This window comes from Azospirillum sp. RU38E, from assembly GCF_900188385.1.
Classification (GTDB): domain Bacteria; phylum Pseudomonadota; class Alphaproteobacteria; order Azospirillales; family Azospirillaceae; genus Niveispirillum.
Genome location: NZ_FZOI01000001.1, coordinates 508,454 through 522,949 on the forward strand (window position 1 = coordinate 508,454; position 14,496 = coordinate 522,949).

Consider the following 14,496-nt stretch of genomic DNA (forward strand, 5'->3'; position numbering starts at 1 on the left):
AGGAATGTTATGGGACAGCCGCGGCGCCTGACGATTACCGTTTCCCCTGAACTGGCCAGTCAGATGCATGACGCCATCGCCCAGGGCGATTATGCCTCTGAAGATGAGGTAATCCGTGAGGCGTTGCTGGACTGGCAGCTTCGCCGAACTGCCAGCCTGGATGCACAAGCCGCCCTGAAGGCCGATCTGGCGCTGGGCATGGCGGACCTTGAATCCGGTAAAGTGCGTGACTTCGACCTTGATCAGATTGTGCAACTGGGCAGGAAATTATCCGGTCGCTTCCCGTACAACTGACCGACAGGGCAGCGGGTGATCTTGCCGACATCTGGATCTTCATCGCCGAGGCCGCATCGGAACCGGTGGCTGACGGCTTTCTTGACCGTCTGAAAGATGCCGCTTTCCGGTTGGGGAAAAGTCCTCGTATCGGGGTCAGCAGAAACAACCTGATTCCCGGTCTCCGCGTCCTGTTCCATGCCGGCTATGGCATTTACTATGTCATCCGGCCGGCGAACGTGGTGATTATCCGGGTTATTCACCAAGCCCGTGACGCTGCCGCCCAGCTCTCCGCAAAATAGCCCCAGCCCTACCGTCCCCGCTCCGCCGTCTGTGTATCCCCGGTCAGCAGCGGCGACAGGGCCGGTGCTAAAATCTTCAGCAATTGCGCTGGCAGGGCGGAGGTGAAGCGATATTCCGCCGCCACTGGCCCATGCACATGGGCGGTGATGACGCCGAAGAAACGGTCGCCGATATAGAAGACAAAGGTGGCCGTGCGGTTGACCACCTTGCTTTCCAGCACCACCCCGCCCGGCCCATAGCGTTCCAGCCGCTGATCACCCGTGCCGGTCTTGCCACCGATGGAAATTTCCTTACCGTCGGCGGCGGTAAAGGCGCCCTTCACCCGGCGGGCCGTGCCATTTTCCACAATATCCATCAGGTGGCGGCGCACGGTGCGGGCCACTTCCGGGGCCATCACCTGTTCGGCCTGATCGCCCAGATGCCCCGGCACGAAGGCCGTCTCATAGGGCGTGCCTTCCGCGAAATGCAGCCGGTCGATGCGCAGGGTGGGCAGCCGCACGCCGTCATTGACGATGATGCCCATCAGTTCCGCCAGCGCCCCCGGCCGGTCGGCGGAACTGCCGATGGAGGTGGCGTAGCTGGCCAGCAGGCTGCCGAACGGATAGCCCAGCTTCTGCCATTCCGTATGGATGCGGCCAAACGCCTCTTCCTCCAGCACAATGCCAATGCGGGTATCCTGGGCCCGTTTGGAGCGGGAGGAGAACAGCCAGCGATAGCTTTCCTGGCGCGGCTTGCTGCTGTCCTTCAGCATTTCGGCGCGCTGCGGTTTGGGGCTGTCCTGCAGATAGGCCACCAGCCACAGTTCCAGCGGATGCACGCCGGCCATATAGCCGCGGTCGTTCAGCGACCAGTTATCCGGCGCATATTTCTCAAACAAGGCCGCCACCTGGGCGGCCGGCGGGGCCCCCGCCGGCACATGGCGTTCCAGAAAGGCGGTCAGGTCCGCGATGCTGGCATTGGGGCGGGCGGAACGGAAAACCACCGTCAGCCGTTCCGGCGTCGGCCGCACCCGCCGGGTCAGCCGTTCCAACGCCTGATTGGGCGTCATGCCCTTGTAATCGGCCCAGAATTTGTTCAGGAAGCTGGAACCTTCCTGGTCAGCGAACTGGGCCAGATAGGTTTTGCGGGCGGGATGGCGCGGATCGTCCAGCACATCATCCTTACGGGCCGGGCCTTCGGCGATGTAATGGTTGACGATATCGCGCATCAGCCGGATGAACACCAGATTGACGGAATGGCGGAAGGCCTCCGCCACGCTCATCACCCGGCCATTATCCTTGTCATCGAAATTGCCGAAACTGTGCAGGCCGCCGCCGGTGAAGAATCGCTCGCCCGGGTTGGCGGAATATTGCCGCTGCATCGCCTGATCCAGTAGGGCCGACAGGCTGATGCCCGGCTGTTCGGCCATACTGTGCAACACCCATTGGGTCAGCCGGTCCGGCGCATCCAATGCTGCGGCCGACAATTCATAATCCTGCCGGCTGGCATAGCGGGCGTGCAGCTTGGCGACGATTTCCAGATATGTCACCAGCGTGCGCAGCTTGGCCGTTGACCCCAGATCCAGCTTGGCCCCTTCATTCAGGTCCAGCGGCTGGGGCAGCGTGTCCACCTGCACCCGCACCAGATTGGCCGCCGCCGTGCGCTCGAACAGGGTGACGGAATAGACGACGCGGGCCGGGTCCGCATCATTCAGCAGCCGTTCCCCCACCAGCCCCAGGGCACGGGCCTGCACCGGATCGGCCAGTTTCTGCAACGTTTCCGTCACCCGCATCTGGGTGGTCTGGTCCAGGGTGGTATCCACCGTCAGGTCCAGCCGGTCCAACGCGTACAGGCTCTGCACCCCCAACATGCCCAGCAGGCGGGCGCGGATGGCGTTGGTGGCCTTCTGCTCCACAAAGGAAGGTTCGGGGATGGCCGGCGGGTCATCCTTGAAGCGCAGCGGGAAATAGCGCGACGCATCGGCCAGGGCCGGATCCACCACGCCCGCCCGTTCCAGCAGGGTCAGGTGGGCATTGGCCAGATCGTTCAGCGCCTTGCGTCCATTGGGGCTGAGATAGGCTGAAGGCCGACGCTGGGCCAGCAGCAGGCTCAATACCTGCTTATAGACAATGGCCTGGGTCTGCAGCTCCCGCTCATTGCGGGGGCGGGCACGCAACAGATCATTGGCGCGGTTGAAATCGGTGCCGTACCAGGCCCACAGCCCGTCACCCAGCCCGTTCACTTCCCCCAGGCCGGGGCGGGCCGACAGGGGCGTGGAATTGAGATAATCCACCAATATCTGGTGCCGTACCCGCGTGGTATCCGGCCCGAATCGATAGGCGCGCACCGAGGCCGACATCATCTGCCGCAGCTTTTCCACCCCGCTGCTGGTGCGCCCCTCCGGCGAGTGGCGATATTTCTCGATCTGGGTCGCCAGGGTGGAACCGCCGGCGCGCGGATTATCCGGGTCCACCATCTTCAGCGGGATGGAGGCGACGGCCAGGGCGAAACGATCCCATTCCACCGCCGGGTTGCGGTGGGGAAATGTCGGGTCCAGCAGTTCCCGATTCTCGATGAACAACAGCGTATTGGCCACCAAGGGCGGCACCTCGCCGAATCCGGCATAAGTGCGCTGGGGGTAACGGGCATCGAACAGGGCCAGGCCCCGGTCATCGCGCAGCGTCAGGCCGCCGGCCGTCTTTTCCGGATAGGGGGCGAATCCGCCGAAATCAATATAGTCGCGCAAGGCCGGGCTGGGCCGTGCCTGCAGGTCCACGCGATAGGCGGCCGCCACCAGCCGTTCCACGAATCCAGGAATGGCGCTGTAACCCAGCCGCTGGTCATAGGGGCCGTCTCCAGGGAAACGAATGTCCGGATTCGGGCCCGGCTCCACGCGATAGGTCAGATCGGACGCATAACGGGCCAGCACTTCGGCCTGCAGGGCAGAGCTGCGCATCTCATACCAGCCGGCCAGACCGGCACCACCGGCCAAGGCCAGCGTCATGCCCCAGCTCATCCACCGGTAAAAGCGCGCCGACGCCATATCCCCCCGACCACTCCCCCTTGGCACCTGTTATGCGGCAAGGCCTTGCAACAGCGCGCGGCATAGCACGCTTTGCGGCACTTGCGCCATGGCCCTAGCTTTCATCAGGCTTGAAGGCAACCAGTGTGCCAAGCAGATGATGGGCCCGCAATGGCCATCGCCGCCATTCATATAAATGAATTAACAATCTGGCGACGGTAAAGGGACGGCGTAAACAGCGAAAACCGCGCCACCAGGGGTGGGCGCGGTTTCAGCATACCGGTGAGGGGAACCCCACACCGGCCAACCCGAACACCAATATCAGCCCTGACGGGCCTTGAAACGGGGGTTCAGCTTGTTGATGACATAGACACGGCCCTTGCGGCGGATGACGCGGCAAGCCTTGTGGCGGGTCTTCATCGACTTCAGCGAATTGACGATCTTCATGGTGAGCTACTCGGCGCTGGAGGCATGTTTTGCGAGGCGCGGACATAATCACAACACCCCCCGCCTGTCAACCGACAGGGGCGGAATTCCGCTGCAACCCCTCTTTGCGGGGCTGAAAAGCGGTGTTCCCCGCCCCGCCTACTCCAGTTCCGCCGGCTTCAAGGCATAGAATCGGTAGTAACGCAGGCCCGCCGACAGGGCCGCGACGCGGCGTGCCCACATCTCCACCTCCTGCACCACGGCGATTTTGGTGTCGCGGTCCATCGACACCGTCTCCAGATGCTTCACCAGCGTCTGGATGGCGTTCAGGATCAGGGAGCGCTGGGTGTCGGAATTATCCTCGGTGATGCGGATATCCAGGTTCCGCTGCGCCAGGGCCGCCGCATATTGTTCCACCGTCCAGGGATTCGGTTCCACCGGTTCGGCCTGCAGCCAGCCATCATAATCACGGCCGCGCAGCTGGCTATGGTCCAGCACATAATCGGTGAACAGCAGCTGGCCACGCGGCTTCAGGGCCATTTCGATGCCATCAATCAGCCCGTCCTTATTGCGCACGGCAAAGAAGGCTTCCTTGGCGAAGATGGCATCCACCCGCTTGGACCAGCTGAAATTTTCCAGGTCACAGGTCATCACCGGCGCCTGGCGCGCCAGCCCGGCCTTCTGGGACCGGAAGGCGCCCGCCTCCGCCAGCACCGGGTTGGGTTCCAGCCCCGTGACCCAGGCGCCATATTGCTGGGCCATGGCGCGGGTCGCACCACCCAGGCCGGCGCCGATATCCAGCGCGCTCATCGCCGGGTTCAGGCCCAGCGGCTTCACCAGGGTGGGGATAAACTCCTCACTGCCCGGCGTGCAGAAGCCGTGACCCCAGATTTTCTCCACCACCTCAATCCGGGTGGCGGTCCAGAGCGGCTTGCCGCTGCGGTTCAGATGCCGGCCAGCCGCCCCGCCCGGACCCGCTGCCCCGGCCGAATCGGTCCCGCCCGCACCGCCATCCCCTTCATGCAGGCCGGCGCGGCGGATAATGTCATAGCCTTCCCACCAAGCCAGGAACCTCTGCTTGAGCGTGGGGGGCGTGACAGCCATGTCTTCGCTGCTGCGGGTAGCGGCCATGCGGGCGGCGTTTCGTTATCCTGGAAGCGGTTCGGCCCACACATTACCCTTTCGGCGCGTCGCGCGAAACAGTCTTGGTGTGGCCGCAGGGCAACGGATTAACCTTTTTCGCCGTCATATACTGGTAATAGAAGCCAGAGGCCGATCCGGCCACAAGTGATGGTAAGGTTACTTTAACCATATTTGCTGCAACCGTTTTCTCCGACCAGCCCACTGCACGCGTATGAATGCGGCAGCGTTTTAAGGGCCTATTCTTCCGCGTCAGGCGCGGCTTTCCTCGTGCATCCGCCGGATAGACGGTGTAGGGTCTATCTCGGGGTGGCTGCTCGATTGGTGCCTTGCGGATATTCTTTCCGTTCGGCGCAGAAGCGGGTACTGTCCTTGCAGCCGGTCACCCGGTGAAGTTCCTGACAATTTCGACAGTCGAGTTCGAGACCACATGTACGAGCGCCGTTCTCCGCAGAGCCCGCAGATCACCCGTCGTAGCGTCACCGCTACGGTTAAATGGTACAACCCCACGAAGGGCTTCGGCTTCGTGACCCTGTCCGATGGGTCGCCCGACGCCTTCCTTCATGCCTCGGTCGTTCAGTCCGTTGGCCATGATGCGCTGGCCGATGGCACCACCATCGTCTGCGACCTGTCCCAGGGCCAGAAGGGTCCGCAGGTGGCCTCGATCCACAATGTCGACACCTCCACCGCTGCGGCCCCGCGCCGTTCGCCGGGTGGTCCGGGTGGTGATCGCTTCGGCGGTGGGGACCGTTTCGGCGGCGACCGCTACGGCGACGCCCCGCGCGCTCCGCGCGTTGCCCGTTCCTTCGACAACGGCCCGACCGAAACCATCGAAGGCGTGGTGAAGTTCTTCTCCGCCGACAAGGGCTTCGGCTTCGTGACCCCGGATGGCGGTGGGAAGGACGTGTTCGTCCACATCACCGCTCTGGAACGCTCGGGCGTGCGCGCTCTGACGCCGGAACAGCGCGTCCGTCTGCACACCAGCATGGGTCAGAAGGGTCCGCAGGCCAACCGCGTGGAAATCCTCTGAGCGTGGTCTCGGGCATTTCAGCAGGCTTTCGGGCCTGACGCTCTGCGTTAGCGTGCTTGAAGTCAGGTAAGGGGCGCCATCCCATGGATGGCGCCCCTTATCTTTTTCGGTGATCGGCAGCAGCGGCATGGCCCCCGAGTCGGGGTGGAAAAAATATGCGGACGCAGCATCCCCATGTTGCAAATGCGTTGCGGTCCGGGTGACCATGGCACATGGCACCTCCGCCGGCCCTGGCCGGCCCAACCTTGGGACGGCTGATGCGATCCCCCTTTTCCTCCCCAAAGCGCCTGACCCGCCGCCTGCTCACCGGCCTGGCTTTCGCGGCTTTGCTGGCCGGGCCGGCATGGGCCCAGCTGGCACCGGAACCGGCCAGCCGGCAGACCGCCAAGCAACTGGTCACCGCCCAACGCCATATGGTGGTGGCCGCCAACCCGCTGGCGGCGGCGGCGGGGCAGGAGATGCTGCGCCAGGGCGGCAGTGCCGTGGATGCGGCCATTGCCACCGAACTGGTGCTGGGGCTGGTGGAACCGCAATCCTCCGGCCTGGGCGGCGGTGGTTTCCTGGTGCTGGCCGAGCCGGGGGGCAAAGTCACCAGCTATGACGGGCGGGAAACGGCCGGGGCCGCCGTAACGCCGGACCTGTTCATCGGCCCGGATGGCAAGCCGCTGTCCTTCCCCACCGCGCTGAAGGGCGGGCGGGCGGTGGGTGTGCCGGGGCTGGTGGCGATGATGGCCCAGGCCCATGCCGCCCATGGCAAGCTGCCCTGGGCCAAACTGTTCGAACCGGCCATCCGGCTGGCGGAGGCCGGCGTGCCGGCCCAGCCGCGCATGGTGACAGTGCTGTCGGAATGGCAGAAGATGCTGGCCACCAGTACCGACATGCAGCAGGTCTTCTACCGCAACGGGGCCGGTGCCCCGGCGCTGGGGGAGATTTTCGCGATTCCCGGCCAGTTGACCAGCTTGCGTCTGCTGGCCAAAGCGGGGCCGGAGGCTTTCTATCGCGGTCCCATCGCCCAGGAAATCGTCGCCCATTTGAAAGAGGTGGCGGGGCCGAACGGCCCGCCGGTGCTGAGCCTGGATGATTTCGCTGCTTACAAAGCGGTGGAGCGTGATGGCGTCTGTATCGCCTACCGGGTCTGGAAAGTGTGCGGCATGGGGCCGCCCTCGGGCGGGGGCATCGCCGTGCTGCAGATCCTGGCCCTGCTGGCCCCGCATGATCTGAAGGCGCTGGGTAAGGATAGCCCGCAGGCTTGGCATCTGCTGCTGGAGGCCAGCCGCCGCGCCCATGCCGACCGCGAAGCCTATATTGGCGACCCGGACCATGTGGCCGTGCCGATCAAGGGCCTGCTGGACAAGGCCTATCTGGCCGAACGGGCCCGTGGCATCGACCCCACCCGCGCCGCGATCGGCAAGGTGCCGGCGGGCAGCCCGCCCACCCGCCAGGGGGCCTTGTCGCGCCCGCCGGGCATTGGCCTGGACCTGCCCTCCACCACCCATATTTCCATCGTGGATGATGAGGGGCGGATGGTCTCCATGACCAATTCGGTGGAATTCGCCTTCGGCTCCGGTCTGGTGGCGGCCGGCATGGTGCTGAACAATGAACTGACCGATTTCGCCTTTGTGCCGGTGAAGGATGGTGTGCCGGTATCGGGGGCGGTCGGCCCTGGCCGCCGGCCGCGTTCTTCCATGTCGCCGATGGTGGTGTTCGATGCACAGGGCCGCCCGGTGGTGGCCGTCGGCTCCCCCGGTGGCGCGGCCATCATCGGCTATGTCGCTCAGGCGCTGGTGGCCATGCTGGATTGGGGGCTGGACCCGCAGCAGGCGGTAAACCTGCCCATCCTGTTGAACCGCAACGGCGCCACCCAGATCGAATCACTGCCCCAGGCCGACCGGCTGGCGGACGCCTTGGCCGGCATGGGGCATGAGGTGAAGCGCGAAGCCATCAACAGTGGCGTTCACGCCATCCGCTGGACCGCGCACGGCTGGCAGGGCGGCGCTGATCCGCGGCGGGACGGGGTGGCGGTGGGGGATTGAGCAAAAGGCCCCCGGTCCCCCCTTGTTTATCCCCTCACTGTGAGACACATTGTATCTCAGCCTTGAGGAGATCATCACATGCCTGCGACCAGCATGGTCCATGTGCGCGTGGACGAAGAGACAAAAGCCCAAGCGACCGAAGCCTTGGCCGCTATGGGATTGAGCGTGTCAGACGCGGTACGGGTGTTCCTGCGCCGTGTCGCTGTGGAAAAGGCCCTGCCCTTTTCGTTGAAGGTACCAAACGCAGAGACACGGCAGGCGATGCTGGAAGCAGAAGAAATTCTGCGTCAACACAGCGCCCGATTCAGTGACGCCAACAGCCTGATCGCCGATCTTGAAGAAAACAGCGGCAAGTAAGCGGGCCCTACCACCGCGCCGGGCGGACTACACAAAGTCATTTCTGAAGGACTGGGACAGGTTGTCCCGTTCCGGTCGATATGACATGCCGTTGCTGAAACAGGCACTTCTGTTGTTGATTGCCAATGATGGACCCTTGGGGCCGGAATGGCTTGACCACCCGTTGAAAGGCAACTGGCAGGGCTACCGGGAATGCCATATCGGCGGCGATTTCCTGCTGATCTACAAGATTGAAGCAGGTGCCGGCGCCCACGCCGATCTTTTCAACGAATAATCCCTACGCCTTCGCCCCCGCCTTGGCCGCAGCCGGGTCCAGTGGCCAGCGGGGGCGGGGGGCGAAGTCCAGGCCATCCACCAGCCCCAGGCGCAGCCGTTCCAGCCCGGCCCAGGCGATCATCGCCGCATTGTCGGTGCAGAGCTTCAACGGCGGGGCCACGAAATCGAATTTCCGCTTGGCGCACAGCTTGGTCAGCCGCGCCCGCAAGATCTGGTTGGCGGCCACCCCGCCGGCCACCACCAGCGTCCGCCCTTCCGGCCATTGCTCGCGGAACAGCTTCATCGCCCGGTCACAACGGTCGATCAGGCTGTCCCCCACGGCAATATGGAAAGAGGCGGCAAGGTCTTCCATGTCGGCATCCGTTGCCGCATCGCCCAGCAATTCCACATGCCGGCGCACCGCCGTTTTCAAGCCGGAGAAGCTGAAATCACAATCCGGCCTGCCCTTCATCGGTACCGGCAGGGGGAAGCGGCTGGGGTCGGTGGCCCGGCCCGCCGCCTGTTCCATCAGCGGCCCACCCGGATAGCCCAGGCCCATCAGTTTGGCCGCCTTGTCGAACGCCTCGCCCACCGCATCATCGATGGTGGTGCCCAGCCGGCGATAGCGCCCCACCCCTTCCACCGCCAGCAACTGGCAATGGCCGCCGGAAACCAGCAGCAGCAGGAAGGGAAATGTCACCCCATTGGTCAGCCGCGCCGTCAGCGCGTGGCCTTCCAGATGGTTGACGGCGGCAAAGGGCAGGTTGCGCACGGCGGCAATCGCCTTGGCGGTCATCACCCCCACCATCACCCCGCCGATCAGGCCGGGCCCGGCGGTGGCGGCGATGCCATCAATGCCGTCCAGCCCCATGCCGGCCTCATCCAGGGCCTGCCGGATCAGCCGGTCCAGATGCTGCAGATGGGCGCGGGCGGCAATTTCCGGCACGACGCCGCCATAGGGGCGGTGATCGTCAAGCTGGCTCAACACCACATTGGACAGCACGCGACCGGGCGCCGCGTCGCCATCGGCGGCAACGATGGCGGCAGCAGTTTCATCGCAGCTTGTTTCGATTCCGAGTATGATCATGGTCGGCAAGCTAGTCGCATGGCGTTGCCACGGCAAGGGAGGCTTCCCAGCGAAGCCATTCAAGGATATTGAAGCGGGTATGACAGCCCTTCTCCGCATTGGTACGCGCGGCAGCCCGCTGGCGCTGGCGCAAGCCCACGAAACCCGCGACCGTCTGGCCGCGCGCTTCCCCGAACTGGCGTCCCCGGACGCTATGGAGATCGTCACCTTCAAGACCGAGGGCGACCGCATCCAGGACCGCACCTTGATGGCGGCCGGCGGCAAGGGCCTGTTCACGAAGGAGATCGAGGAGGCGCTGCTGGATGGCCGCGTCGATCTGGCCGTCCATTCCATGAAGGATGTGCCGACCTGGCTGCCCGACGGCTTGGCGATCACGGCGCTGCTGCCGCGCGAAGACCACCGCGATGGCTGGATCAGCCCCAAGGCCGCCACGCTGGATGATCTGCCCGCCGGTTCGCTGGTGGGCACGGCCAGCCTGCGCCGGCAGGCGCTGGTGCTGATGCGCCGGCCCGACCTGCGCGTCATCGCCTTTCGCGGCAATGTGCAGACCCGCCTGCGCAAGCTGGAAGAAGGGCATGTCGATGCCACGCTGCTGGCCATGGCCGGCGTCCGCCGGCTGGGGCTGGCCGACCGCATCACCTCTGTGCTGGAACCCGATGTAATGCTGCCCGCCGTGGCGCAGGGGGCCATCGGCATCGAAACCCGTATCAGCGATGATCGCACCAACGCCTATGTCACTGCGCTGAACTGCGCGGAAACGGCGTCGCGCGTGGCCGCCGAACGCGGCGTGCTGGCCACGCTGGATGGTTCCTGCCGCACGCCCATCGCCGCCTTGGCGCTGATTTCCGGATCGGCGCTGACGGTGAAGGCCCTGGTGATTCGCCCCGACGGCCGGCAATGGTTCACCACCGCGCGCAGCGGTGCCGTGGCCGATGCGCTGGCGATGGGGGTGGATGCCGGGAATGAGCTGAAGGCCATGCTGCCGTCCGATTTCTTCCAGGCCCCCAACGCGGTGGCTGACGGGCCGGTGGTGTGAGAGCCATCTTGGTGACACGGCCCGAGCCGGGGGCCGGTGAAACAGCGGCCCAACTGGCCCGGCTGGGCCATCAGCCGCTGATCTGCCCCCTGCTGGACATCGCCTATCTGGATAGCCCCCTGGTGATCGGGTCCGATGTGTCGGCCCTGGTCCTCACCTCCCCCAGCGGGGTGCGGGGTTTGGCCCGGCTGACGGCACGGCGCGACCTGCCGCTCTACAGCGTGGGCGACCGTACCGCCGATCTGGCCCGGCGGCTGGGCTTTGCCCAGGTGTTGAGTGCGGCCGGCGATGTGAATGCCCTGGCCGACCTGATCGTGCGGGAACCACCGGCGGGGCCTGGGCGTTTGCTGCATGTTTCAGGGGCGGATGTGGCCGGCGATCTGGCCGCGCTGCTGCGCCCCCATGGGATCGGGCTGGACCGGCACATCGCCTATCGCGCTGTGCCGGCCAGCATATTGGATGATCAGACGCAGGCTGCCCTGGCGGATGGTCGGATTCGCGCGGTGCTGCTTTTTTCCGCCCGCACCGCGCGTTGCTTTGTTACCCTGGTGGAAAAGGCGGGGCTGGCACCCGCGATGGCGGGGCTGACGGCCCTGTGCATCAGCCAGGCCGTCGCCGAGGCCATTGCAGGCCCGGCTTGGGGGGACGTCAAGGTTGCGGCATCGCCCGATGCCGACCATCTGTTGGCACTGCTGCCGTCTTGCAATGGTGCCTGAACCGGTGTGTTAAGGAGGTTAAATGGCGGACGAGATGAACCGGGAGGCCCCTGTCGCCGGCAGCCCGGCGGAAAAGGCCCGCGCCCTCGCCACCGACAGCATCATTGAACGATTCGGCGGCATCCGCCCCATGGCCGGCAAGCTGGGCCTGCCGGCAGAAGATGTGCAGCTTTGGCGCAAGCGCGGCTTCATCCCGCTGTCCGTGGCCGATGATCTGGCCGCCGCCGCTGCCGCCCATGGCATCACCCTGACACGCGGGGAGATTGATGCCGCCAGTGCCCCCGAACAATCACCGACGGAGGCCGAACGCCGCTGTCTGGCCGAACTGGAGCGGGAAGTGACCGACACCCGAAATGACAAGGCCGAACGGCCAGCCCCGGCCCCCAGCGCCAAGCCCGCCCCCAACCTTGCCCCGCCGCCCCGCCGGCGCGGGGGCCGGCTGCTGGGCGGTACGGCCCTGCTGCTGGCCCTGGCGGCCCTGTCCGTGGCGGGCTACAGCCATTGGCAACAGCAGCAGATGGCCGTGACGGCCTCTGCCCCGGTGCCGACCGTTGACCTGACACCGCTGGAAGCGCAAATCGCCGCCCTGCGCGCCGATGCGCAAAGCGACCGTACCCAGGTGGCCGCCCTGGCCAAGCGGCTGGACAATGTGGAAGCCCAGCTCCGCCAACTGGCGGCGGCACCGGCAACCGCTGTACCCGGCGCCGTGGCCGAAACACAGGCCGTCCCGCAGGCCGCCCCCGCCGCGCCTTCGGACCTGGAACCGCAATTGTCGCCGTTGCGCGATCAGGTGACGGCTTTGGGACAGCGGGTCGACGGGCTGGAAAAGCTGACCGCCCTGCTGCCCGGCCTGCATGATGGCCACAGCAGCCTGCGCCAGAAGCAGGATGAGCTGGGCGGACGGGTGGATGCGCTGGAGGCGCGCAAGCAACAGGCATCCGCCGGCGAAGGGCTGGTGGTGGCCATCGGCCAGTTGCAGGCCGCCCTGGTCGCCGGCCGTCCCTATGCCAAGGAATTGCGCGCCGTGCAGGCGCTGACCCGCGATCATCCCGATCTGGCGGCCACGCTGGCGCCGCTCTCGGCCAGTGCCGAAAGCGGGCTGGCCAGCGATGTGGCGCTGAACCGGCAATTCCGCGATCTGGCTCCCGCCATCCTGGCAGCCGACCGTACCCGCAGCGATGCCAGTTGGACCGATCAGGCGCTGGGCCGCCTGTCCAGCATCATCACCATCCGCCGCGCCTCTGGCGAGGTGGCGGGCGATGGGGCCGATGCGGTCCTGGCCCGGGCGGAGGCAGCTCTGAACGCGGGCAGCATCGCCAAGGCCGTGGCGGAGATGGAAAAGCTGAGCGGCCCGGCGGCAGAAAAGGCCGCCCCCTGGCTCGCCCCGGCCCGCGCCCGCGTTGCCGCCGAAGCCGCCGCCCAGGCTTTGGCCGATCTGGCGCTGGCCCGCCTGTCCGGCCATGAAGGCACCAATGGGGAGGGGCGGCCATGAGGAAAGCCATCTTCCTGTTCATCAAGCTGGGTCTTCTGGTGGCCGCTGCCGTCTGGATCAGCCAGCGGCCCGGCCGGCTGTCGGTGGAATGGCTGGGTTATGCCATTGATATGCCGGTGGCGGCGGCCCTGGCCGTTTTGCTGGTGCTGTTGGCCTTGACGGCGCTGTCCTATCGCCTGTGGCTGGCGCTGCGCCGGGGGCCGGGGGCGCTGGGGCGGCGACGCAATACCAAGAAGCGCGAACAGGGCTATCGCGCGCTGACGCAGGGCATGGTGGCCGTGGCCGCCGGCGATGCGGAAGCGGCCAAGCGCTATGCCGCCAAGGCGGAAAGCCTGCTGCATGAACCGCCGCTGACCCTGCTGTTGTCCGCCCAGGCGGCCCAGCTTCAGGGCGATGAGCAGGCGGCCGGCCGCTATTTCAAGGCGATGCTGGAGCGTAAGGAAACTGAATTTCTCGGCCTGCGCGGCTTGCTGACCCAGGCGATCAAGCGCGGTGACCGCGCCGCCGCCCTGGACTATGCCCGCCAAGCCCAGGCCTTGCAGCCCAAGGCACAATGGCCGGCAGCCACCCTGGCGGAACTGGAAGCCGCCAGCGGCAACTGGCTGGAAGCCGACAATGCGCTGGCCAAGGCGCAGAAGACCAAGGCGATGGGCAAGGATGATGCCCGCCAGCGCCGCAGCGCCCTGCTGGTGGAGGAAAGTCGGGCCGCCGCCAAATCCGGCCGGCCCGATGCGGCGTTGCAGGCAGCCCAGACGGCGTTCGATCTCGACCCCGCCCGCGTGCCTGCCGCCGCCCAACTGGCCCGGCTGCGCGCCGCCGCCGGCCAGCATTCCAAGGCGACCAAGGTGCTGGAACAGGCCTGGCGCATCGCGCCCCATCCCGATCTGGCCGCTGCCTGGGGTGAGGTGTCGGCCAAACAGACCCCGCTGGATCTGGTAAAGCGGTATGAGGCGCTGCTGGCGCTTTCCCCGCAATCACCCGATGCGCACCGTGCCCTGGCGAAGGCGGCGATTGCCGCCCGCCTGTGGGGTGTGGCACGCAGCCATCTGCAACAGGCCGAAGCGGTGGAGCCCAGTGCTGCCACCTATCGGCTGTTCGCCGAACTGGCGCGTGCCGAACATGGTGACGGCCCGCAGGCGCGCGACTGGCTGGCCCGCGTTGCCAATGCCGAGGCCGATGCCGGCTGGGCCTGCGGCAATTGCGGCACCGCGCATGAGGAATGGCACGCCGTCTGTGCCGCCTGTGGCGGCTTTGACAGCATTACCTGGCGCCGCCCGCCTTCACAATTGCCGATGGCGGTGTAAAGCACCCTCTGTTCCCTTAAAAAAGCCCTTTCAGACATCCCTT

General features: G+C 66.0%; 14 protein-coding genes. 10 read left to right on the plus strand and 4 right to left on the minus strand.

The features are described 5' to 3' along the window. The first annotated feature begins 9 nt into the window (after positions 1-9). Positions 10-294, plus strand: a complete 285-nt coding sequence (locus CHB97_RS02165) for a type II toxin-antitoxin system ParD family antitoxin (protein WP_089286282.1) — start codon at positions 10-12, stop codon at positions 292-294. A gap of 41 nt (positions 295-335) precedes the next feature. Next, positions 336-575: a type II toxin-antitoxin system RelE/ParE family toxin gene (locus CHB97_RS27075; protein WP_244559399.1), complete on the plus strand. Its 240-nt coding sequence runs from the start codon at positions 336-338 to the stop codon at positions 573-575. 8 nt (positions 576-583) lie between these two features. Here CHB97_RS27075 and CHB97_RS02175 read toward each other — a convergent pair whose 3' ends face one another. From CHB97_RS02175 to CHB97_RS02185, 3 genes are all read right to left on the minus strand, one after another. Continuing rightward, entirely contained in the window at positions 584-3,559 is a 2,976-nt protein-coding gene (locus tag CHB97_RS02175; RefSeq protein ID WP_244559350.1) for a transglycosylase domain-containing protein, read from the minus strand. A gap of 339 nt (positions 3,560-3,898) precedes the next feature. Continuing rightward, the gene (gene ykgO / locus CHB97_RS02180) at positions 3,899-4,024 is read right to left on the minus strand and encodes a type B 50S ribosomal protein L36 (RefSeq protein ID WP_029014073.1); all 126 of its coding nucleotides are present in this window, start codon (positions 4,022-4,024) and stop codon (positions 3,899-3,901) included. Between the two features lie 138 nt (positions 4,025-4,162). Continuing rightward, positions 4,163-5,107: a cyclopropane-fatty-acyl-phospholipid synthase family protein gene (locus CHB97_RS02185; RefSeq protein WP_305764477.1), complete on the minus strand. Its 945-nt coding sequence runs from the start codon at positions 5,105-5,107 to the stop codon at positions 4,163-4,165. 466 nt (positions 5,108-5,573) lie between these two features. Between CHB97_RS02185 and CHB97_RS02190 the strand changes: the two genes are divergently transcribed. The 4 genes from CHB97_RS02190 (at position 5,574) to CHB97_RS02205 (ending at position 8,837) form a co-directional block, all read left to right on the plus strand. After that, entirely contained in the window at positions 5,574-6,173 is a 600-nt protein-coding gene (locus CHB97_RS02190) for a cold-shock protein (protein WP_089286286.1), read from the plus strand. 212 nt (positions 6,174-6,385) lie between these two features. Beyond that, positions 6,386-8,206, plus strand: a complete 1,821-nt coding sequence (ggt, locus tag CHB97_RS02195) for a gamma-glutamyltransferase (RefSeq protein ID WP_244562473.1) — start codon at positions 6,386-6,388, stop codon at positions 8,204-8,206. A 78-nt stretch (positions 8,207-8,284) separates the two neighbouring features. After that, a complete protein-coding gene (locus CHB97_RS02200; protein ID WP_089286288.1) occupies positions 8,285-8,563 on the plus strand; it encodes a type II toxin-antitoxin system RelB/DinJ family antitoxin in 279 nt (92 codons plus the stop codon). After that, a complete protein-coding gene (locus tag CHB97_RS02205; protein WP_256387111.1) occupies positions 8,541-8,837 on the plus strand; it encodes a type II toxin-antitoxin system YafQ family toxin in 297 nt (98 codons plus the stop codon). Before CHB97_RS02200 ends, CHB97_RS02205 begins: the two co-directional genes overlap by 23 nt. 3 nt (positions 8,838-8,840) lie before the next feature. Here CHB97_RS02205 and tsaD read toward each other — a convergent pair whose 3' ends face one another. After that, positions 8,841-9,905 (minus strand): tRNA (adenosine(37)-N6)-threonylcarbamoyltransferase complex transferase subunit TsaD, encoded by a 1,065-nt coding sequence (gene tsaD, locus CHB97_RS02210; protein WP_089286857.1) that lies wholly within the window; start codon positions 9,903-9,905, stop codon positions 8,841-8,843. Positions 9,906-9,984: 79 nt separating this feature from the next. Between tsaD and hemC the strand changes: the two genes are divergently transcribed. From hemC to CHB97_RS02230, 4 genes are read left to right on the plus strand one after another with little or no spacing between them, the layout of a single operon-like run. Next, positions 9,985-10,941: a hydroxymethylbilane synthase gene (gene hemC, locus CHB97_RS02215; RefSeq protein ID WP_089286290.1), complete on the plus strand. Its 957-nt coding sequence runs from the start codon at positions 9,985-9,987 to the stop codon at positions 10,939-10,941. An 11-nt stretch (positions 10,942-10,952) separates the two neighbouring features. After that, the gene (locus tag CHB97_RS02220; RefSeq protein ID WP_244559402.1) at positions 10,953-11,657 is read left to right on the plus strand and encodes a uroporphyrinogen-III synthase; all 705 of its coding nucleotides are present in this window, start codon (positions 10,953-10,955) and stop codon (positions 11,655-11,657) included. 22 nt (positions 11,658-11,679) lie between these two features. Next, positions 11,680-13,149, plus strand: coding sequence for a COG4223 family protein (locus CHB97_RS02225; RefSeq protein ID WP_089286292.1), 1,470 nt, complete (start codon positions 11,680-11,682; stop codon positions 13,147-13,149). Continuing rightward, positions 13,146-14,453 (plus strand): heme biosynthesis protein HemY, encoded by a 1,308-nt coding sequence (locus CHB97_RS02230; RefSeq protein ID WP_089286293.1) that lies wholly within the window; start codon positions 13,146-13,148, stop codon positions 14,451-14,453. Before CHB97_RS02225 ends, CHB97_RS02230 begins: the two co-directional genes overlap by 4 nt. The last annotated feature ends 43 nt before the right edge of the window (positions 14,454-14,496 follow it).